The following is a 20,066-nucleotide window of genomic DNA, read 5'->3' on the forward strand; positions in this document are numbered from 1 at the left end:
GAGTTCGAACGGTGTAGACATCTTCTCTTACGCTCCTCGGGAACTCGCGATGACCTGTGTCGGGATATCGGTTCATCCTCGATCCCCACGCAGCCCTCGCACATCACCCGGAAGGGATGATCAGGTGGCCCGTCCAGCAATCAACAGCGCAACGACGAACTCACGCACCAACGTCCGCTCGTCGTTCTCGTCCGCCCCCGGCACCATGAGCAGCGAGAGAATCACTCGCACGATCCAGCGCGCCCGCGACGCTGTGCCTGCTCCGAGTTCACCCAGCATCGCGACACCAAGTCCGTTGATGACGTCGGATGAATTGGCAAGTTCACCGGCAAGACTCGCATCACCCGGGGTGAACCATGCAGCCAACGTCGGAGTGCTACGCACCGCGGACACTGCAGTGAGTATGGCCGTCTCCAGACGCTCACTCGGATCGTCGATGGTCGCTACCGATTCCGCGATCGCAGTTCCCAGCCTGCGAGCTTCGCGGTGAACGAACGCAATGTGAAGAGCCTGCCGATTCTCGAAGTACCGATACAAGGTGGCCCGGGAACATCCTGCAGCAGAGGCTATCTCCGCCATACCGACCGCGTTGACGCCTTTCGCGACGAACAATTGTGCCGCGCTGTCGAGGATCTTCTCGGCTGCCGCCAAGGCGCGCCCCTCGCCGAGCCAGTCGTTGCTCATGGCCGAGTCACCGACATCGGAGCCGAGAGCGGACGGCGCACGTAGTTGCCCGGCGCGTATTGCATCGCGTCGATGTCGACATGGAAGTCGGGAATCCGGGAAAGCAACTCTTCCAAAGCAACTCGCGCCTGCATTCGAGCTGCCGACGCGCCCAGACAATGGTGGGCGCCATGACTGAAGGTGAGAATCTTCTGCGGTCGACGCAAGACGTCCAACTCCGCCGCGTCGGGTCCGTACTTCTCGGGATCACGATTGGCCGCACCGTACATCAGCAGAACCTTACGTCCTGCCGGAATCACTTTGCCACCCAAGGCCACATCTCGCGTCGTGGTGCGTGCCAGTCCTTGGACCGGCGAGGTGAGTCGAAGCAACTCGTCGACCGCGTCGGTGATCAATGCGGGATCGTCCAGCAGGATCTGACGCTGATCGAGGCGTTCGGTCAGCATCGCCACCGAACCACCCAGCATTCCTGTCGTGGTGTCGTTTCCACCGGCCACCATGGTGAAGGCGAAGCCCAGAATCGACAGCAGGCCGGACATGTCGCCGTCTTCACCGAGTCCAGCGGCGAGTAGGTGCGAAATCGTGTCGTCACCCGGTTCGACCTTGCGGCGTTCGATCAGCGAAGCGAAGTACATCATCAGCTCACCGGTGGCGGCCTGCGCCGTCGTCGCTGCCGCGGCCACACCACCTGCCGAATTGGCAGCGACAATGGCTTCGGTCCAGCCGTCGAACTGGTCACGGTCCGATTCCGGCACACCCAGATAGTGTGCGACAACCATCGACGGCAACGGTTTGAAGAGCTCGACGACGATATCGCCGCTGCCACGCGCTTTCAGCGCCTCGATACGTTCGACGACAAATTCGCGAACCATCGGCTCGACCGCCGATACCTGACGCGGAGTGAAACCCTTCGACACCATGCGCCGGAACTCCGACTGCACTGGCGGATCCTGCATCACGAACGGCGGATTGTCCTGCATCCCAATCTGTTCGAGTTCACCGTAGACAGTGGTCAATCCCTTTGCCGACGAATACGTCTCGTAGTCGCGAGCGGCGTTGTAGACGTCTTCGTGACGGGTGAGCACCCAGTAGTCGTCCTGCGGCGCAGCGTCCGGCACAACGTTGTGCACCGGGTCGTTCTCGCGCAATGCGTCGTACATGGCCCAGGGCGAACGCCAGGACTCCCCGGTGGAAGGTACAAACCGTGGCGAATGTGACACAGAAGTTGTCATGACTCGACTATGAGACAAATAGCCGAATGTGTCAACGTTCTACGATCAACCGTTCCTACGAGCAGCATTGAGTAACTCGCATCCACGCAGAGCACTATCGTGTGTCGGGTGATCACGGATCCGAAGAATCATCCGAACAGCTCTGCCTCCGGGCGCCGCGCCGTGGTTGCGGTCCTGCTCCCCCGCGAACATCTCCCCTTCATCAGGGACTGGTGCCTGCACCACATCGAGCAAGGCTGGGAGGTTGTTCTCTACGACAACACCGGTTCCGTCGGGTCCACCCGCAAGACAAGCGCATTCAGTCTCAACCGTTGGCACGGCCGCAGCGAGGACAAGAGAGGCAACTCTTACGGCGCCTTCACTCGATCGATGTCGGACAGTGAAGTTCAGGTCGCATTCCGCAAAGAACTGCACGACCTTCCGGTGACGATCGTCGACTGGCAACCGCGCGACGCGGACGGTCGGATCGTGCACGGACAGGTAGAGGCGTACGTCGATTACGTGAGCCGGTACCGCGACACCGTCGCATGGGCAGCATTCATCGACGCCGACGAGTACCTCCAACACGCACCAGGATTGGACTGGGAGGTTCTACTTGCCGGCGTTACTCAAGCGGGTTCGCACCGCGTCGTTCTCGATGCTCTGGTCTACGAATCCAGGTGGACGCGCGACGGGCAATTGCGAGACGTCGAGGAATTGAAATGCCTTGGGCTACAGAGCCATGGTTGCAAGAACATACTGGAGCTGTCGGAGATTTTGCGAGCAGACGTCCACTGGGGATGGAAGACAAGCGAACCGGACAGCCTGGTGCGGCCCGACCGATCCCTCTTCTACTTCCACCATTACCGCGGTTCGGAGGCGGCACTCGACTTCACTCCGCTGCCGAACTTCGGACCCCAAGCCCACGAAGAAGGTGCGGATGTTCCGGCGGCAATTGACGTATCACAGAATTGAATGTGCCTGCAAGACACAGGTATTCATCTGCAGACAAACCTCCGGCCCGCATCCACGAAGGCAATACCTTCAGAATGCGGGCCGGGGGCCGTAAATCCGGTTCAGCGAAGCAATCAAGCCTTCGGCTGCGAGCTTCCTGCGCCACCAATTGCGCCGAGAAGACCTGCAACTGCGCCGATGCCGACGAGAACGCCGCCCAGGCCTGCAATGATCTTCTGGAAGTCGCCGAGAGTTGCGAGGTCCGTCTTGCTGCTGCCAGTGGTGAATGCCATGTCTAGCTCCTCATCATGGAATGTGTACGCGGTCCGCGCGCCCGGTATGTAACGGCGCTCACAATATACGTAAGACGACCGAAATTTGAAGCGGTGCCGCTGAGTGGGACGTAACTCACATCTCATCCAGCGGGAACCCACGAGTAACAATGCGCGATTCGGACAACGCTTCGGGAACCGTTGAATGACGAGCAGGAGAACAGCAGTGGGCAAGTTGGATGGAAAAGTGGCCCTGATCACTGGCGCAGGGCAAGGCGTCGGCCAGGGAGTTGCGTTTGCGCTCGCCAAGGAGGGCGCTTCCGTCGCGGTCGCGGGCCGCACTGAGTCGAAACTCGTCGTCACATGTAACGAGATCGCCGAACGCGGAGGCCGTGCCGAACCGGTGCTCATGGATATCGCCGACGCGGATTCCATCACCGGAGCCGTGGCGCGAACGGTGGAACTGTTCGGCGGCGTCGACATTCTGATCAACAACGCCAGCCTCAACCCGCTCGGCAACGTCCTCGACCTCACTCCGGAGCGCCTTGCCGACGGATTGACGTCCGGCCCCGTCGCGACTCTGCGAACCATGCAAGCCTGTTACCCGTTCATGAAGGAGCGCGGCGGCGGGGCAATCATCAACATGGTCAGCTCCGTGGCCGTCCGCTGGGACGCTGCCGGCTACGGCGGCTACGCGGCCGTGAAGGAATCCGTCCGAGCCCTCAGTCGCGCGGCAGCATGCGAATGGGGCGTCGACGGGATCCGGGTCAACGCGGTTGCTCCCCACGCGTCGTCGCCGGGGCTGCAGCGGTGGGCAGATGCACGCCCGGAGGAGGCTGCCGCCTTTGTTGCCGGGATTCCGCTACGGAGGATCGGCGACTGCGAAACGGACATCGGAACCGCGGTGGCTTTCCTGGTCGGCCCGGATGCCGCGTATCTGACTGGAGCAACAATTCCGCTCGACGGTGGTCAGTCACGCTGGGGCTGAGAGCTGGCGTCGTCGAAGGCAAGCACCGCCGACTTGGCTTCGGCGATCGGGCGGCGGAAAACGAAACCGACCAGAACGGATGCCAAAACCAAGGCGGCCAGAACAATGAGCCCGACCATCCACCACATGGTTTTCAGTATGCCCGAACCGACCTCCGCCGGACGCGCGCCACGGCCGCCGGAAAGCGGCGACAGCCTCGAAAAGTGCTGAACACCAGTCAAATTCCGTTTTGCCCGTTTCCTGAGCTTCTTGAGAAGCCGTGATCGATGACACATATTCGGATCCCGAACCGGAACGAGTGCGTGACTACGACGACACCTCGGTGCATCCTGGCAGGTATGGAATCCGCTGTTTCGGCCCAACTCACCGACGGAAGCACCCTCACACACCCGTGGGGCGGGACAAGCAACATCACCGATCTCGGCGGTGACGTTCACTGGATCGACTTCGGCGGTCCCAGCGGAGCGCCGCCCATCGTGCTCGTTCACGGTCTGGGCGGCTCGCACCTGAACTGGGTGCGGGTCGCACCGGCGCTGGCGGCGCGCACGCGCGTGTACGCACTTGACCTCGCCGGATTCGGACTCACCTCTGCCCGTGGGCGACACACCGGCGTCGACGCCAACGCAGTACTTCTGAATCGCTTTCTCGACACAGTGGTGGGTGAGCCCGCCGTCCTGTTCGGCAATTCCATGGGCGGAATGGTCTCGGCAATGTCGACCCATGCCAGTCCCGAATCAGTCGCCGGCCTGGTCCTGGTGGATCCGGCGCTCCCCCTGCCCGTCCAACTTCCCGATCTGACCGTCGCCGCCCAATTCGCGCTCTACTCGATGCCGTACGTCGGTGAGCAGGTTCTCGGCTTCGGACGCCGAAAGATGTCAGACCGGCAGTTGGCCGCTCAGATGACCAGATTGTGTTTTGCCGATCCGACGCGAGCCGACCCCGCGGTCCTCGACGCGGGCGCTGCCTTGACGGCGATTCGCCGCAACGAACCTACCCAGGATGCCGAATTCCTTCAGGCAGCACGGTCACTGCTGATGACCCTCGCCCGTCCTGCCTCCTATCGAAAGACATTGCGAGAGATCACGACTCCGACGCTCCTGATGCACGGCGATCGCGATCGGCTTGTCCCGGTCGAGGCCGCACGGGCAGCCGCTGCTGCACATCCACACTGGACCACCATCATTCTCGGCGACACCGGCCACACCCCACAATTGGAGATTCCGGACGAGTTCACCCGTCATGCGCTCGCGTGGCTCGATCGCACGGGGCTGATCAGGAGCTGACACGTACCAACACTCCCCGGTGGAACGCCCTTGCCGATCGAGCAAGTGCCCCATCAACTTCGGAGTATCAAGAACGATTCGGCGGTCGTCTACGTTGGCAGGTCCGGCCCACCGGGGAACGCGAAACGGACACATACCCCAAAGCTCTCGAACCCTGGGAATGTGTCGGGGTACGCGCGTAGCGTGAGATTCAGGCCTTCCTCGGCCAAGCATTTCCGCGTCCCCTGCTTGTGTATCCGTTTCGGTTAAGGAGAGTTTTCAGATGCCCGCACGCACAGCGCTCGACGGAACACCCTGTTGGATCGACCTCACCAGCTCCGACACCGAGGTTGCCAAATCCTTCTACACCAACGTGTTCGGCTGGCAGGCTGACACAAACGACGACCCGCAGTACGGCGGCTACGCGATCTTCAGCAAAGACGGGCAGCCCATCGCCGGGCTCGGACCCCAGCAGGAGGGAAACCCCTACGGCAACGTGTGGACCACCTACATCTCCTCGACTGATGCGGCAGCGTCGGCGTCCAAGGCCCAAGCCGCGGGCGGAACGATCATGATGCCGTCGATGCAGGTCGGTCCTCAGGGCAGCATGGCGATCGTGGGCGATCCGGCCGGTGCCGTCGTCGGCATCTGGCAGGCAGATCAGCATCACGGCTTCGGTTTGGTCGGCGAGGCCGGAGCGCCGGTCTGGCACGAGACCTTGTCCAAGAACTACGCCGCGGTCCTGCCGTTCTACACCGACGTGTTCGGCTGGACTTACGAGTCGATCGGTGACAGCGACGAGTTCCGGTACTCACAGGCCAAGCAGGGTGACACCGTCGTCGCCGGTTTGATGGATGCCAGCTCGTTCCTCCCGGCAGAGGCGCCGTCGTTCTGGCAGGTGTACTTCGGGGCGGACGACACCGATGCGGCCGTCGCCAAGGTCGTCGAATTCGGCGGCAGCGTCTTGCGCGATCCCGAGGACACGCCCTTCGGTCGTCTCGCGTCGGTGGCCGATCCACTAGGTGCCAAGTTCCAGATCTCCACGATCATGGAATGAATCTCCGCGCGGAGGCCGCACCGGTCCGCGGTCTCTGCGCGCTGATCATCTGGAAAGTCCGGATTTGACCGCACAGATTTGAACACTCGCCCAGAAGGTATGCAGTTTTCTGCGTCCAACGCCTAATCTCATGGGATGCCCGCCCCCGCCCCTCTCCTCGATGTGTACTCGCAGCCGACTCTGTCGACGCTTGCGCCGTCGGTACTCGCTTCTCTCGGAGTGAGCGGCGAAGCGAACCGTCTCGATCTACAGCCCAGCAAGAAGACCGTAATTCTACTGGTAGACGGGATGGGCGCGAACTTGCTCGCCCGCAACGCCGAACACGCACCATTCCTGAATTCACTCGTCGGAACGCCCATCCGGGCAGGCTTCCCCACGACGACGGCCACCAGCATCGTCTCACTGGGGACCGGTCTGCCTTCGGGAGCGCACGGCATCACCGGCTACCAGTCCTACGTCGAAGAAGCCGATTCGGTGTTCAACTGGCTGGGTTGGCACAGCGCGGGCAAGAAGGAATCTCAGACCGACTCCATCGTCCCGGAGACCCTGCAGCCGCAGGCCACGACGTTCGATCGCGCCGCCGCAGCCGGCATCACCGTTACAACCGTCGTACCGTCGAAGTTCGACGGCAGCGGCCTCACCCGTGCCGGGATGCGCGGTGCCCAGTTCGCCGGAATCCAGGCATACGGAGACCTCCTCGCTCGCACCGTGGCGGCGTCGAAATCTGCCGACCGCACGTTCACGTACTGCTACATCAGCGAGATCGATGCACTCGGCCACGTCTACGGACCCGAGTCCGAGCCGTGGATCTTCCAACTGATGCTGGTCGATCGACTGGTCGAGCAACTCGCCGCGGCTCTCGGCCCGGACGTGAGATTGCTGGTGACGGCAGACCACGGAATGGTCGACGTGTCGGACGAGAACAAGATCGACTTCGACAACACTCCGATTCTGTCCAAAGATGTACTCGCTCTTGCCGGTGAACCTAGATGTCGTCACATCCACACCCGAGAAGGCGCTGCACAAGATGTTGCGGACCGCTGGCGCGCCGAACTGGGTGACCGCATGTGGATCGGGACGAGGTCCGAGGGCATAGTCGCAGGATTGTTCGGGCCTGCAGTGCATTCCGAGTATCACGGCCGGATCGGTGACGTCATCGCCATTGCGTCCGGGGACGTGGCCGTCGTACGTCGATCTGTCGAATCGGGACTGTCCGGCCTCCGTGGACAGCACGGCGCCCTCACTCCGGACGAACTGCTGGTACCGCTCTTGTCCTCAGGACAGCAGTAGGGTTCGCGCCCGGCGAATCTCGGGAACACCGACGACCTTGCATGCGCCCAACAGGACGACGGCACCGACGGCCGCACCCGCCGACAATGAAATAACAGCAGCAAGCCTGGGCTCGGGAACTCGGTTCTGAACCGCCACCACCAAAGCGAGCGCACAACCACCTGCCAGAATTGCCGCCGCCGAAATCCTTCCGACGGTGGCCTGCACGCGACGGAATCCCAACAGCCCGTATCGCTTTCGAAGAAGGATGTGGCCGAGCACCGCTCCACACACGTAGGAGAACGAGCCGGCGGCACAGACGGCCAGGACCAGCCTTTCGTCACTCGCCGACAGTGACGCAAGAAGGACGAGCGCAGTCTTGGCGACCACCATCACCAGGGCGATCACCGCGGGAGTTCGGGTGTTGTTGTCGGCGTAGAACACTCGCAGCTGAAGCATGACCATCGCAAAGGGCACCAGCCCGAATGCACTGACCGCAACGGCCGTCCCGATCAACCGGGCACTGCTGCCGTCGACCCGGCCGAAGAAGATCAAGGTGGTCAACGAGGGACCGAACACCATGAGCGCCACAGTCACCGGGATCAGCGCCACCACAGAATACCGGGCTCCCCGGCCGAGATCGGATACGACGCCGACGTCGTCACCCGCAGCAACCGACCTGGCGATCCGCGGCATCAGCACCGTCAACAACGACACACCGAGAATGCCGTACGCCACTTGAAACAGCAGATCCGCGTGCGTGTACATCGAGTAGACGTGACGGGAGAGAGTGACCTTCATCGTCACCCACACACCGATCTGGCCGGCAACGACGTACACAAGTACCCAGCCGAGCAACGGCGCCCCGACGCGCACCGGGCGCCAGGTGTGCGGTACGACGCGCACGCGAAGGCGCCACCGAAACCCGTTGCGGTGCAGCGCTCGAGCAACGACGGCGGTTTGCGCCACGATCCCGAGCAGAGTGCCGATACCGATCACCAGAACCTGCGCGGTGGTCATCGACTCGGGAGTCAGAGCCACCGGCCCCGGGATACACAGGAAGACCGCGACCGTCACCAGAAGGACGACGTTGTTGATCACCGGTGCCCAGGCCGGCGCGCCGAACACCGATCGAACGCTGAGCACAGCCGTCATCATCGCCGTGACGCCGTAGAAGAAGATCTCCGGAAGAAGCAAGTACGCGAAGAGCGTCGTCAGCTCTCGTTGAGCCGGATCATCGATCACGGCCGAGACCAGAGGCGGCGCGCACACCACGGCCACTACCGTCACGAGCGCAAGAGCCAGCGCTCCGACGGTGAGAACGCGCTGCGTCTGCTCTCGTTCGAGCGTCCGCCCACGGCTGCGTTGCCGCGTCAGATACGGAAGCAGGACGCTGGCGAGAATCCCGCCGAGGAGGAGCTGATAGACCATGTTCGGGAAGCTGTTGGCCGCGTTGTACGCATCACTGACCAGGGCGATGCCCAGGACCGCGGCAAGGGCAAGGGTGCGGACGAAGCCGGTGATCCGACTGACCGTGCTGGCGAGCGCCACTTGCCCGCCCATCTTCGCCAAGCTGCCGCCCGTCACACCATTACGTTCGGACTCTCGTTCGGACTCCCCCACGTTCTCGACCATCTCGCCAGAGTGCCACATCGCAGACGTTCGACGATCCGGACGGAAACGGAAGGGCGCCCCGAACCGTGGGTTCGAGGCGCCCTTGCGAAAGGAACAATCAGGCGGATTCTGCTCCAGCCAACGGCGGCATGACGACAACCTGACCGGCGAAGGACAGACCCGCACCGAAGGCGAGAAGCAATGCCTTGTCGCCCGGCTTGCACTGGCCGTCGCGCAGCATCTGCTCCATGGCGAGCGGGATCGAGGCCGCGGACGTGTTGCCCGTCTCGGCGATGTCGTTGGAGACGGGGAAGCCCTCGGGCAGCTTCATGCTGCGAGCGATGACCTCGTTGATGCGCTGGTTTGCCTGGTGCGGCACAAAAGCGTCGATGTCCTCGATACCCAGCCCCGACTTCTCCAGGGTGCGAGTGGCGACCTTGCCCATCTCGAAGGCAGCCCAGCGGAACACCGCGGTGCCGGCCATCTTGATCCACGGCCGAGGTCCGGTCGGGTTCTTGGTGTAGTCGAGCCAGCTGGGCTCCTGAACGATGGCGTCGGACTGGCTGCCGTCCGAACCCCACTCGACCGGGCCGATTCCGACGGTATCGCTCGGGCCGACGACAACTGCGCCTGCGCCGTCACCGAAGATGAAGCGAACGCTGCGATCGGTGGGCTCGGTGGCCTCGCTCATCAACTCGACGCCGACGACGAGTACGTGATCAACCGTGCCGCCGCGAACCAGGTCGCTGGCCACCGCAAGGGCGGTACAGAAACCGGCGCAGCCTGCCGCGACGTCGAATGCAGCCGGACCCTTGATGCCGAGCTCGTGGGCGACGATGGACGCAGCCTGAGGAGTCTGCAGGTCCCACGTCGACGTCGCGATGATCACGGCGCCGATCTGCTCAGGGGCAATGCCGCTGACGTCCAGTGCTTTACGCGCCGCGCTGATCGACATCGCGAGGATGCCTTCACCTTCGCCGGAGAACCGGCGCGACTTGATACCCGATCGCGTCTGGATCCACTCGTCGGTGGAATCGATCAGCTCGCAGATCTCGTCGTTGGTCACGACTCGCTCCGGGCGGTGAACGCCGAGCCCGAGAAGGACGGACTGCCGACCTCCGGCCACACTGGCAATCGGCTTACCCATTGATCGATCTCCTCGTTGGTTTCTGGTGATGACGCGCATTCGACATCACACGTTACGTACAGGACATAAGCCCCTGCCTCTCAGGTCACCGTTCGATCACGGCAACAACATGAGGCTGGCTCACATTACGCTTCGGTCAGGTATGTAGTCCAGATCCACGATCAGGCGCGTAAATGAGCTAGAACTGCCAAAACACGACGATGCCCGCTTTCGGAAGCCGACAGGCCGAGTTTTGCGAAGATATTTCCTATGTGCTTGCTCACAGCAGTGTCGCTGACGACCAGTTTCCTGGCGATTTCCTGATTTCCCAGCCCCTCCGCCATCAGTCCGAGAACCTCGGACTCGCGTGGCGTCAGCGATCTGATCGGATCGTCGGCGCGTCGACGGCTCATCAGTTGGGATACGACCTCGGGATCCATCACGGTTCCGCCGTCGACGACCCGGTTCAATGCGTCGACGAACTCGGCTACCTTGCCGACCCGTTCCTTGAGCAGGTACCCGACCCCGCCGGCGCCTCCTGCCAACAATTCACCGGCGTAGCGATCCTCGACGTAAGCGGAAAGGACCAGGACGGGAAAGCCCGGGCGAAGCTTGCGCACCTCGATCGCCGCTCGAAGTCCTTCGTTGGTGAAAGTAGGAGGCATCCGGACGTCGAGCACCGCGGCGTCGGGGGCGGTCTCCTCGAACACCGTGAGGAACTGCGCGGCGTCGGAGACAGCAGACACCTCGAAGCCCTCTCCGCGGAGCAGCAGGGCCAGCCCCTCTCGCAGGAGAGCGTCGTCCTCGGCAATCAGAATCCGCACGGTAGTTCCACCCTCATCGTTGTCGGTCCACCCTCCGGGCTCTCCAATACTGCGGTTCCTTCGAAAGCCTCGACCCGGCGTCGAATACCCGCCACGCCGCCGCCCGGGCGTTCGTTCGCGCCGCCGTGACCGTCGTCGATCACGTCGATGAGCATCGTCTCACCCGACGAGTCGTCCGACGTCTCCGTCCGTGCCGTGACGGTGACCCTGCGGGCTCCGCTGTGTTTTGCGACGTTGGTCAAGGCCTCGGCGACGACGAAGTACGCAGCAGCCTCGACGGCAGCCGGGGCACGGCGGAGCTCGTCGATCTCGAGTACGCAGGGCACGGCGGAGCGCCCGGCGAGCGCCGAGATCGCGCCCTCCAGACCCAACTCGTCGAGGATCGGCGGGTAGATGTCGTGCACCAACGTCCGGAGTTCGCTCAACGCCTCGGTGGCCGCATCTTGGGCCCGATGCAGTTGTGGCAGAGCCTGGTCCGGATTGTTCTGCAACGACCGCTCGGCCATCCCCAACATCATCACCACCGCGACCAGACGGTTCTGCGCTCCGTCGTGCAGATCCCGCTCGATGCGCTTGAGTTCGGCCGAATGCGCGTCGAGCGCCGCAGCGCGGCTGGCCGTCAGGGCGGTGACGCGCTTCGAGAGGTCCGAACGCGTATCCGGCGCAAGCAAAGTCGTGGTCGACCAGCTGATCCATTTCGCCATCGCGGGGATCAACCACCACGCGATCAGGAAGTACAGGATGCCGATCAACGGCATTCCGGCAGCGCCCAGCCACGACGTCACGGGGTACGGATTGTTGACGGGTTCACCGGCGGGCATCTGCTGCCAGTACAGCGGGACTGCAATCGCATTGAGCGCACCGAGTGGCAGAGCAATGGTCAGCATCGCCGCGACGAAAGCACCCAGACCATGAATCGACAACCAGGCCGCGTCGCGCCTCGTCGACTGATCGGTGAGGAACCGGCTCCAGTCCCCGAATGTCGGATTGCTGGGCATCGGTGGGTATCGCTGCAGAACAGGGCGTCCGGTGTACGCAGCGGTGCGTTTGCGAGCCAGGCCGGCCCACCACCGGAGCACTCGCACGTACGACGGCAACAGCAACCAGCCGACGATCAGAATCGAGAGCGACAACAGAATGAGACCGACCATCAGCAAGAACAGGGAAACCACAGCTGCCGCGCCCTCGACGAGCACGTACACCGCAGCCCTGGTTCTCTTCTTCACTGCCCCAGCATGCCGCACCACACCGCACGATCCACTACAGCTGGCTACACCATTGATTCGGGACTCTGCTGGATGTCGACGAATGGCGAATCTCCATAGCGTTCTTCCCATGAAGAATCGACACTCGGTCCTCGCCCCGCCGGCTCCTGGTGCCACGGGAGCTCGAACATCTGCCGTGCGACTCGAAGGGGTCAGCAAGGTCTACGGCAACGGCCGCGGCGCCGTGACCGCCCTCGACAACGTCAGCCTCACTCTGCCGCGCAGCACCTTCACCGCAGTGATGGGCCCGTCCGGATCAGGTAAGAGCACTTTCCTGCACTGCGCCGCGGGCCTCGACCGACCGAGCAGCGGATCGGTGTGGCTGGGCGACACCGAAATTTCACAACTGAAGCCGAAGGCCCGCAGCATCTTCCGTCGCGATCACATCGGTTTCGTCTTCCAGGCCTACAACCTGCTCGGCGCTCTCGACGTCGAGCAGAACGTCACGCTCCCCCTACTCCTCGCCGGGCGACGAGCCGACAAGCAGTACCTGACCTTCGTCCTCGAATCCGTCGGACTCGGATCGCACCGCAAGCGCAAACCCTCCGAGTTGTCCGGCGGTCAGCAGCAACGCGTCGCCATCGCACGCGCCCTCGTTACCCACCCCGACGCACTCTTTGCCGACGAACCGACCGGCGCCCTCGACTCCCGTAGCGCCAAGCAGGTTCTGGAGTTGTTGCGCCGGACAGCCGCCGAGTTCGACCAGACCATCGTCATGGTCACGCACGACCCGGTGGCCGCGTCGTACGCCGATCGTGTGCTGTTCCTCGCCGACGGGAAACTTGTCGGGCACATCGACCGCCCGACCCCGCAGCAGATCGCCGAGCGCATGACGCACCTCGGGGACTGGTGATGATGAAAGCGCACACCTTTGCGCACCTGAAAGCGCATCGCTCCGGTTTCGTCGCCGTGTTCGTCTCCGTATTCTGTGCAGCGCTCCTCACCTGCGGTCTGGGTGTGCTGCTGGAATCGGGAGTGCGGGGCGGTGTCTCACCACATCTCTACGCCGGTGCCGACGCCGTCGTGAGTGCACCACAGGCGCTCGAGGTCAAGGAAGACGCCGATCAGCCCTTTGCCGAGCGAGTTCTCCTCGACGGCGATACGGTCCGCAAGCTCGACACACTCGACGTCACGGTGGTTCCCGACATCTCCGTGCCGGTCAGCACGGCCGAGGGCGTCGTACTCGATGCACATCCTTGGAACACAGCACAATTGGCGCCGTACTCGCTCACCGAGGGGCGCGCTCCGCAGAGCCGCGACGAGGTGGTCTCGACCACGGGCGCCGCGCTCGGCGAGCGAATCACGCTGGCTCACGGCGCGGTAACGGACGAGTACACCGTCGTCGGCACAGCTGATTCGGCTTCGGTGCCGTCACCCGACCGTCCGGCACTCGTCTTCCTCGACGACGCAGAGGCCGAACGGTTGTGGCCGCACCAGAACGCTGTCACCGCAGTCGGATTGATCGCTCCCGAAGGCGTGGATGCTGCCGCTCTCGCCCGCGATGCACTCGCCGGAACCGGTGCGGAGGTCTCGACCGGCACTGCACGCGGAGGCATCGAATTCCTCGACGCCGGTGCTGCGCGGACGCAGTTGATCGTGCTCTGCGCGTCGTTTGCCGGTCTCGCGTTGATGGTCAGTATGTTCGTCGTTTCCAGCACGCTGTCGCTCTCGATCAACGCCAGGCGCCGAGAGTTCGCTCTGTTGCGGGCAATCGGGGCCACCACGCGGCAAGTGCACGTCATGATCGGACGTGAAGTGCTGCTCGTTGCTGCTGCGGCGGCAGCTCTCGGCGCGGTGCCCGGATACCTGCTCGCCCGAGTGCTTGGCGCACAGTTCGCCGACGCCGGGGTCATGCCCACCGATTTCGCGCTGGCCTACAGCCCGCTTCCGGCGATCGCAGCTTTCCTGATCTGCGTACTCACTGCCCGCGCGGCAGCGGCGATCGCGGCACGACGACCGGCGAAGCTCGACCCCGTCGAAGCGCTTCGCGAATCCGAAAGCGGCCCGGCGAAACTGAGCCGCGGACGCATCGTCACCGGGCTGATCTTCGGCGCCGCCGGCCTCAGCGCCTGCGTCCTCCCTGCTTTCCTGCCCGGCAGCGTGGCGGCCGCTGGAGCCGGTTCGAGCGCACTGTTGTTGATCTTCTCGGTCGCGCTGCTCGGCCCCTTGTTGGTGCGCGGCATCATCAAGGTGATCGGCGGTCCGCTGCGCCGCAGTGGGTCGGCGTCCAAAGTTCTCGCTGCCGCCAACGCCGAATCCAATTCGAGACGGCTCTCGTCGGCGGTTGTTCCGTTGGCTCTCGCAATCGCACTGGGCTCGGTGCAGTTCTTCAGCCAGAGCACCGTCGCCGCCGAGGCGACCAACCAGTCGATCAAGGGCGTCACCGCCGACCTGATCGTCGGCGCACCAGCCGGTATCGCTCCCTCGCTCCTCGAGTCGATCGCATCGGTGCCCGGAGTGAGTGCGGCAAACCCGGTGGTCCGCAGTCAAGTCCTCCCGGTACCCAGCGGTGAGGAAGGCGGCTCAGCCGACAGCGCGATCGCGGCCCAGGGCATCGACGCCGCCAGCGCCGACGCGACCCTCGATCTCGCAGTGACCGAGGGCGACCTCAGCGCTCTGACCGGCGATACCGTTGCCGTGAGCGAAGACGGCGCCTTCACCCTCGGAGCCAAGGTAGGCCAGCGCGTCGACCTCTATCTGGGTGACGGAACACTGGTACATCCCATGGTCGTCGCAAAATATGGTCGCGGCCTCGGATTCGGGGACGTGACCATGCCGATCGAGACTTTGCGTCAGCACTCCACCGACGCTCTGATCGACACCGTTCTGGTTGCTGCCGAACCCGGACGGTCGGCCGAAGTCCAGCAGTCGTTGCGCTCGTTCCCCTCGATCGCCGCGATGAACCAGGACCAGTTCGGGGCCGCGGGCGAAGATCAGCGCCGTATGCAGTCGTGGGTCAGCATCCTCGCCGTCCTCGTCCTGCTCGGCTATCTCGCAGTCGCAGTCGTGAACACCCTGGTCGCCGCCACTGCCGAGCGTTCCCGCGAGTTCGCGCTCCTTCAACTGGTGGGCTCGCGGACGAGGCAGGTCCGAGCAATGATGCGCATCGAGTCGTTGATGGTGGTGGGAATCGCCGTCGTGGTCGGATCACTGATCGCCCTGCCGCCTCTGATGGGCATTGCCGTAGCGGTGTCCGGGCAGCCGATCCCGGCGATTTCACCGGCGATTTACGGTTCCATCGTCGCGGTGACCGCTGTTCTGGGATTTGTCTCCATCGCGATCCCGACGCGCGCCGCTCTACGCAAGAACCCGATGGACGGAGTGCGTAACCACTGAGTGGCACTACCGTCGTCATCTATGGATGCGGCGGCCTGGGACAAGAAGTACGAAGAAACCGAGCTCGTCTGGGGCGCTCCTCCCAACGAATTGCTGGTGGAATACGCGACGGCCCTCCCCCACGGCCAGGCACTGGACCTGGCGTGCGGCGAGGGCCGTAACGCGTTGTGGCTCGCGACCCGCGGTTGGGAGGTCACCGGGATCGACTACTCGGCCGTCGCGATCGAGAAAGCCCGCACGATCGCGGCCCGCTCGCCCCGATCGGTTCTCGACCGGCTCGACTACCGATGCGGCGACGTCACCGTCGCGGATTACGCCTCGAGGAACGGGCAGGGATACGACTTGGCCCTGCTTCTTTACCTTCATCTGCCCGCACCACAACGCACCCTGGTTGTGAACCGTGCCATAAATTCTCTGAAACCTGACGGAATCCTCATGATTTTGGGTCACGACCGAAGCAACATCGACTACGGCGTCGGCGGGCCGCAAGATCCCGAAATCCTTTACACACCAGAAGAATTGATGCAGGAGTTCCGCGGAAAGCTCGAGTTCGAGATCGCCGGAAATCCCCACAGGCACACCGAAACGGGAATCGCGGTCGACGCGCTTGTCATCGGACGCAAATCCGGTGTTGGCAATGCAAAGAACGGCTAGTAACATGTATTAAGTTACCGACGAGTAATAAACTTCGGGCGGTACTAGGAGTGCTGGACCGCACCACCTCACTGGGAGAAGCAGAAGACATGGGCCATTACAAGAGCAACGTTCGGGACCTGGAGTTCAACCTCTTCGAGGTTCTCGGACTGGAGAAGCCACTGAGCGAAGGCGCTTGGGGCGACCTGGATGCCGACACTGTCCGCAACATGCTGGCAGAGGTCGCACGCCTGGCCGAGGGACCGCTTGGCGAATCTTTCGCCGATGCGGACCGCAACCCCCCTGTCTTCGATCCCGAGACGCACACCGTTGCACTTCCGGAATCCTTCAAGAAGTCGTTCAAGGCTCTGTGGGATGCCGAGTGGTACCGCATGGGATTGAGCGAAGAGGTCGGCGGCGTGCCGGTTCCCCGCTCCGTCGTGTGGGCCATCGGTGAGCTGATCCTGGGCGCACAGCCTGCAGCGCACATGTACCAGGCCGGACCCGCCTTCGCGGACGTGCTGTTCAACAACGGCACCGAAGAGCAGAAGAAGTGGGCAGCCACCATCGTCGAACGCGGATGGGGCGCCACGATGGTCCTCACCGAGCCCGACGCCGGCTCCGACGTCGGTGCCGGACGCACCAAGGCGATCAAGCAGGACGACGGCTCCTGGCACATCGAGGGCGTCAAGCGCTTCATCACCTCGGCCGACTCGGACGACCTGTTCGAGAACATCTTCCACCTCGTTCTCGCTCGCCCCGAAGGCGCCGGACCGGGCACCAAGGGCCTGAGCCTGTTCTTCGTCCCGAAGACGCACTTCAACTTCGAGACCGAAGAGTTCGGCGAGCGTAACGGTGTCTTCGTCACCAACGTCGAGCACAAGATGGGCCTGAAGGTCTCCGCCACGTGTGAGGTCACCTTCGGCGGCCACGGCATCCCCGCACAGGGCTGGCTGGTCGGCGAGGTCCACAACGGCATCGCCCAGATGTTCGACGTCATCGAGCACGCTCGAATGATGGTCGGCACCAAGGCAATCGCCACCCTCTCCACCGGTTACCTCAACGCTCTCGATTACGCCAAGCAGCGCGTGCAGGGCGCAGACCTGACCCAGATGACCAACAAGGCAGCACCGCGCGTGACCATCACGCACCACCCCGACGTGCGTCGTAGCCTGGCAATGCAGAAGGCATACGCCGAAGGCCTGCGCGCGGTGTACCTCTACACCGCAGCTCACCAGGACGAGGTTGTCGCCCAGCTCGTCTCGGGCGCAGACAAGGACACCGCGTTCCGCGTCAACGACCTGCTGCTCCCGATCGTCAAGGGCGTCGGCTCCGAGCGTGCGTACCAGTACCTGACGGACAGCCTGCAGACCCTCGGTGGCTCCGGCTTCCTGCAGGACTACCCGATCGAGCAGTACATCCGCGACTCCAAGATCGACTCGCTGTACGAAGGCACGACGGCCATCCAGGCTCAGGACTTCTTCTTCCGCAAGATCGCTCGTGACCGCGGCGTCGCGCTCGCTCACGTTGCCGGACAGATCAAGACCTTCATCGACAGCGAAGCCGGCAACGGTCGTCTGAAGGCGGAGCGCGCACTGCTCGCCACCGCACTCGAAGACGTCCAGGCCATGGCCGCCACGCTCACCGGCTTCCTCATGGGAGCTCAGGAGCAGCCCACCGAGCTGTACAAGGTCGGCCTCGGCTCCGTCCGCTTCCTGATGTCCGTCGGCGACCTGCTCATCGGCTGGCAGCTGCTCCGCCAGTCCGAGATCGCTCTCGCAGCACTCGACAACGGCGCTTCCGACAAGGACAAGGGCTTCTACGAGGGCAAGGTCGCCATCGCTTCCTTCTTCGCCAAGAACGTCCTGCCCGAGCTCACCGCTTCACGCGAGATCATCGCGAACACCGAGAACGACATCATGGAGATCGACGAAGCAGCATTCTGATTCGTTCCTGATTCATGAAAAGTGCCGGTCCCGAGAACGTTTCGGGGCCGGCATTTTCATGCTCAGCGGTCCATGGAATCCGAGGTCATCTGCGCTCGACGGTCGGACAGCTGATCTGTGCGGACAGTACGGACGTCGTCGGTTGTTCGCCGGGCCGTGCCGCCCTTCCTACCAGGGAAAGCGCCACGCGCCTGCGGTCCGGAGAACTGACGATTTCGATGGACTTGTCGTCACCGCCCCCGAAGGACACGAACTGTCCGCTCTGATCCGAGAACTTCATGATCGCCGACCCGTGCTGACCTGGTTCCGGTTTTTCGTTCACGTAGACCTGCAACTGGAAATCACGTCCCGGATACTCGCCGCCGCCGTCGTACTCGTAAAAGGAACTGGTGTGCACCTCGTAGGCCCACTGGCGGTGACCGGCGGGCAGCGAATCCGCCCAGTTGTGCTCGAAACACGTGACGGATCCGGGCAGCGAGACATTGGCTGCGCCGCTCCACCCACCGGACAGGGTGATGGCTCCGTACGGCGCTGCTTCGGACTCGTGCCGATCGGAAGGCAAGGGCGGAACGGTCACGGGTCCGACATTGCGACCGGTGAACTCGAAAAGCCTCTCGCTCGACACGAACGGGGGCGACTCGCGCTCACCGGCACAGGAGACAACCGACAGGGTGGCCATGACCAGCACCGCGCACATCCCGCGTCTACGAACCGGCACCTCGACTCCCCCGTTCCGTTTCCAACAGAATACATACCGTTCGGTCTCCAAGTTGCCGGACGTGTCCGACACATCCCATTCATGGGACAGCTCGCCCGCTACCGATGTGATTGGGTGAGCACGAACGTCCACTGAACCAGCACTCGGTTCTTTCGAAGGCCGAGTAGATCAACAGACAGGTGATCATCGTGGTCGCACCAGAGCACGCACAACCCGATTACGCCCCTGACCTGGCATTGACCGCCACGGACTTGGCGCTCGACGGCCCATGGGGGCCGGTGTTCGGACCCGTCAATCTCGAGATTCGTGCGGGCGGTGTGACCATCCTCGAAGGCTCGGCCGGTTCAGGACGTACGTCCTTACTTCTGACACTCAGCGGGCGAATGAAAGCCAGTTCCGGATCACTGTCCGTCTTCGGTCGAACGCGTCCCCGAGAGATCTTCGAGATCGCCGGGATCGCCGGGTTCGAGGACATCGACGAGCTTGCCGAGTCCGTCACCGTCCGCGATCTGATCACCGAACAAATTCGCTGGGATGCTCCCTGGTACAAACTCGTCGGACGCGCCGGAGACCGCGAACTCGAAGCGGTGTGCGCTCCCGTCTTCGGCGATCATCCGTTGCCTGCGCTCGGCCGATACGTCAGCGATCTCGGGGAACTCGAGGCGACCCTGCTGCGTATCGCCGTCGCGAACACGAAGAAGCCGGCCTTGCTGGTCGTCGACGATCTCGAACAGGTGCGGCGTGACTCCGAGCGCGCATATCTCGTCGAGCGACTGGTCGAGATGGGGAGCTACCAGACCATCATCGCGTCGACCGTCAACCCGCTGCCCGACGGATCACCCATCGATGCCGTCACCCTGCTCCAAGAAGTCACCAATCCCGACCAAGAAGGGGCGAGGTAACCGCG

19 protein-coding genes are annotated in these 20,066 nt (G+C 63.3%); 10 read left to right on the top strand and 9 right to left on the bottom strand.

Annotation, left to right across the window (positions count from 1 at the left end):
• Nucleotides 1-120: 120 nt before the first annotated feature.
• Together ABH939_RS10455 and ABH939_RS10460 are read right to left on the bottom strand one after the other, a co-directional pair.
• On the bottom strand, nucleotides 121-684 hold the full coding sequence (locus ABH939_RS10455) for a TetR/AcrR family transcriptional regulator (RefSeq protein ID WP_054826166.1): 564 nt from the start codon (nucleotides 682-684) through the stop codon (nucleotides 121-123).
• Nucleotides 681-1,916: a cytochrome P450 gene (locus tag ABH939_RS10460; RefSeq protein WP_099696975.1), complete on the bottom strand. Its 1,236-nt coding sequence runs from the start codon at nucleotides 1,914-1,916 to the stop codon at nucleotides 681-683. Before ABH939_RS10460 ends, ABH939_RS10455 begins: the two co-directional genes overlap by 4 nt.
• Before the next feature lie 108 nt (nucleotides 1,917-2,024).
• On the opposite strand from ABH939_RS10460, the gene ABH939_RS10465 reads away from it, so the two are divergent.
• Nucleotides 2,025-2,870 (top strand): hypothetical protein, encoded by an 846-nt coding sequence (locus ABH939_RS10465; RefSeq protein ID WP_099696976.1) that lies wholly within the window; start codon nucleotides 2,025-2,027, stop codon nucleotides 2,868-2,870.
• Between the two features lie 113 nt (nucleotides 2,871-2,983).
• On the opposite strand, the gene ABH939_RS10470 is transcribed toward ABH939_RS10465, so the two are convergent.
• Nucleotides 2,984-3,142, bottom strand: a complete 159-nt coding sequence (locus ABH939_RS10470; protein ID WP_156423205.1) for a hypothetical protein — start codon at nucleotides 3,140-3,142, stop codon at nucleotides 2,984-2,986.
• Nucleotides 3,143-3,347: 205 nt separating this feature from the next.
• Here ABH939_RS10470 and ABH939_RS10475 point away from each other — a divergent pair, with 205 nt between their 5' ends.
• Nucleotides 3,348-4,109, top strand: a complete 762-nt coding sequence (locus ABH939_RS10475; protein ID WP_042452547.1) for an SDR family NAD(P)-dependent oxidoreductase — start codon at nucleotides 3,348-3,350, stop codon at nucleotides 4,107-4,109.
• Here ABH939_RS10475 and ABH939_RS10480 read toward each other — a convergent pair.
• A complete protein-coding gene (locus tag ABH939_RS10480) occupies nucleotides 4,091-4,228 on the bottom strand; it encodes a hypothetical protein (protein ID WP_003945592.1) in 138 nt (45 codons plus the stop codon). The two genes, ABH939_RS10475 and ABH939_RS10480, sit on opposite strands and share 19 nt — an antisense overlap.
• 219 nt (nucleotides 4,229-4,447) lie before the next feature.
• On the opposite strand from ABH939_RS10480, the gene ABH939_RS10485 reads away from it, so the two are divergent.
• From ABH939_RS10485 to ABH939_RS10495, 3 genes are all read left to right on the top strand, one after another.
• Nucleotides 4,448-5,392, top strand: a complete 945-nt coding sequence (locus ABH939_RS10485) for an alpha/beta fold hydrolase (RefSeq protein WP_042452549.1) — start codon at nucleotides 4,448-4,450, stop codon at nucleotides 5,390-5,392.
• A gap of 262 nt (nucleotides 5,393-5,654) precedes the next feature.
• A complete protein-coding gene (locus ABH939_RS10490; protein ID WP_042452552.1) occupies nucleotides 5,655-6,428 on the top strand; it encodes a VOC family protein in 774 nt (257 codons plus the stop codon).
• Nucleotides 6,429-6,563: 135 nt separating this feature from the next.
• A complete protein-coding gene (locus ABH939_RS10495; RefSeq protein ID WP_007734589.1) occupies nucleotides 6,564-7,718 on the top strand; it encodes an alkaline phosphatase family protein in 1,155 nt (384 codons plus the stop codon).
• Here ABH939_RS10495 and murJ read toward each other — a convergent pair.
• The 4 genes from murJ to ABH939_RS10515 form a co-directional block, all read right to left on the bottom strand.
• Nucleotides 7,704-9,332 carry a murein biosynthesis integral membrane protein MurJ gene (gene murJ / locus ABH939_RS10500; RefSeq protein WP_228232473.1) on the bottom strand — a complete coding sequence of 543 codons (1,629 nt, stop codon included), beginning with the start codon at nucleotides 9,330-9,332 and terminating at the stop codon, nucleotides 7,704-7,706. The two genes, ABH939_RS10495 and murJ, sit on opposite strands and share 15 nt — an antisense overlap.
• Nucleotides 9,333-9,429: 97 nt before the next feature.
• The gene (locus ABH939_RS10505; protein ID WP_003945837.1) at nucleotides 9,430-10,458 is read right to left on the bottom strand and encodes a beta-ketoacyl-ACP synthase III; all 1,029 of its coding nucleotides are present in this window, start codon (nucleotides 10,456-10,458) and stop codon (nucleotides 9,430-9,432) included.
• A 161-nt stretch (nucleotides 10,459-10,619) separates the two neighbouring features.
• Complete coding sequence (locus ABH939_RS10510; RefSeq protein ID WP_003945784.1) at nucleotides 10,620-11,261, bottom strand: response regulator transcription factor; 642 nt, start codon at nucleotides 11,259-11,261, stop codon at nucleotides 10,620-10,622.
• Nucleotides 11,249-12,487: a sensor histidine kinase gene (locus ABH939_RS10515; RefSeq protein WP_179090776.1), complete on the bottom strand. Its 1,239-nt coding sequence runs from the start codon at nucleotides 12,485-12,487 to the stop codon at nucleotides 11,249-11,251. The genes ABH939_RS10510 and ABH939_RS10515 overlap by 13 nt, the downstream gene beginning before the upstream one ends.
• Nucleotides 12,488-12,596: 109 nt before the next feature.
• Here ABH939_RS10515 and ABH939_RS10520 point away from each other — a divergent pair, with 109 nt between their 5' ends.
• The 4 genes from ABH939_RS10520 (at nucleotide 12,597) to ABH939_RS10535 (ending at nucleotide 18,441) form a co-directional block, all read left to right on the top strand.
• Entirely contained in the window at nucleotides 12,597-13,379 is a 783-nt protein-coding gene (locus tag ABH939_RS10520; RefSeq protein ID WP_051649487.1) for an ABC transporter ATP-binding protein, read from the top strand.
• Nucleotides 13,379-15,862, top strand: a complete 2,484-nt coding sequence (locus ABH939_RS10525; protein ID WP_373937127.1) for an FtsX-like permease family protein — start codon at nucleotides 13,379-13,381, stop codon at nucleotides 15,860-15,862. The genes ABH939_RS10520 and ABH939_RS10525 overlap by 1 nt, the downstream gene beginning before the upstream one ends.
• Before the next feature lie 21 nt (nucleotides 15,863-15,883).
• Nucleotides 15,884-16,516, top strand: coding sequence for a bifunctional 2-polyprenyl-6-hydroxyphenol methylase/3-demethylubiquinol 3-O-methyltransferase UbiG (locus ABH939_RS10530; protein ID WP_007734580.1), 633 nt, complete (start codon nucleotides 15,884-15,886; stop codon nucleotides 16,514-16,516).
• Between the two features lie 89 nt (nucleotides 16,517-16,605).
• Nucleotides 16,606-18,441 (top strand): acyl-CoA dehydrogenase, encoded by a 1,836-nt coding sequence (locus tag ABH939_RS10535; RefSeq protein WP_007734578.1) that lies wholly within the window; start codon nucleotides 16,606-16,608, stop codon nucleotides 18,439-18,441.
• An 85-nt stretch (nucleotides 18,442-18,526) separates the two neighbouring features.
• On the opposite strand, the gene ABH939_RS10540 is transcribed toward ABH939_RS10535, so the two are convergent.
• The gene (locus ABH939_RS10540) at nucleotides 18,527-19,159 is read right to left on the bottom strand and encodes a hypothetical protein (RefSeq protein WP_228232471.1); all 633 of its coding nucleotides are present in this window, start codon (nucleotides 19,157-19,159) and stop codon (nucleotides 18,527-18,529) included.
• A gap of 179 nt (nucleotides 19,160-19,338) precedes the next feature.
• On the opposite strand from ABH939_RS10540, the gene ABH939_RS10545 reads away from it, so the two are divergent.
• Nucleotides 19,339-20,061 (top strand): ATP-binding cassette domain-containing protein, encoded by a 723-nt coding sequence (locus ABH939_RS10545; protein WP_054826521.1) that lies wholly within the window; start codon nucleotides 19,339-19,341, stop codon nucleotides 20,059-20,061.
• The last annotated feature ends 5 nt before the right edge of the window (nucleotides 20,062-20,066 follow it).

The organism is Rhodococcus sp. 27YEA6 (genome assembly GCF_044908235.1).
Taxonomy (GTDB): domain Bacteria; phylum Actinomycetota; class Actinomycetes; order Mycobacteriales; family Mycobacteriaceae; genus Rhodococcus_F; species Rhodococcus_F qingshengii.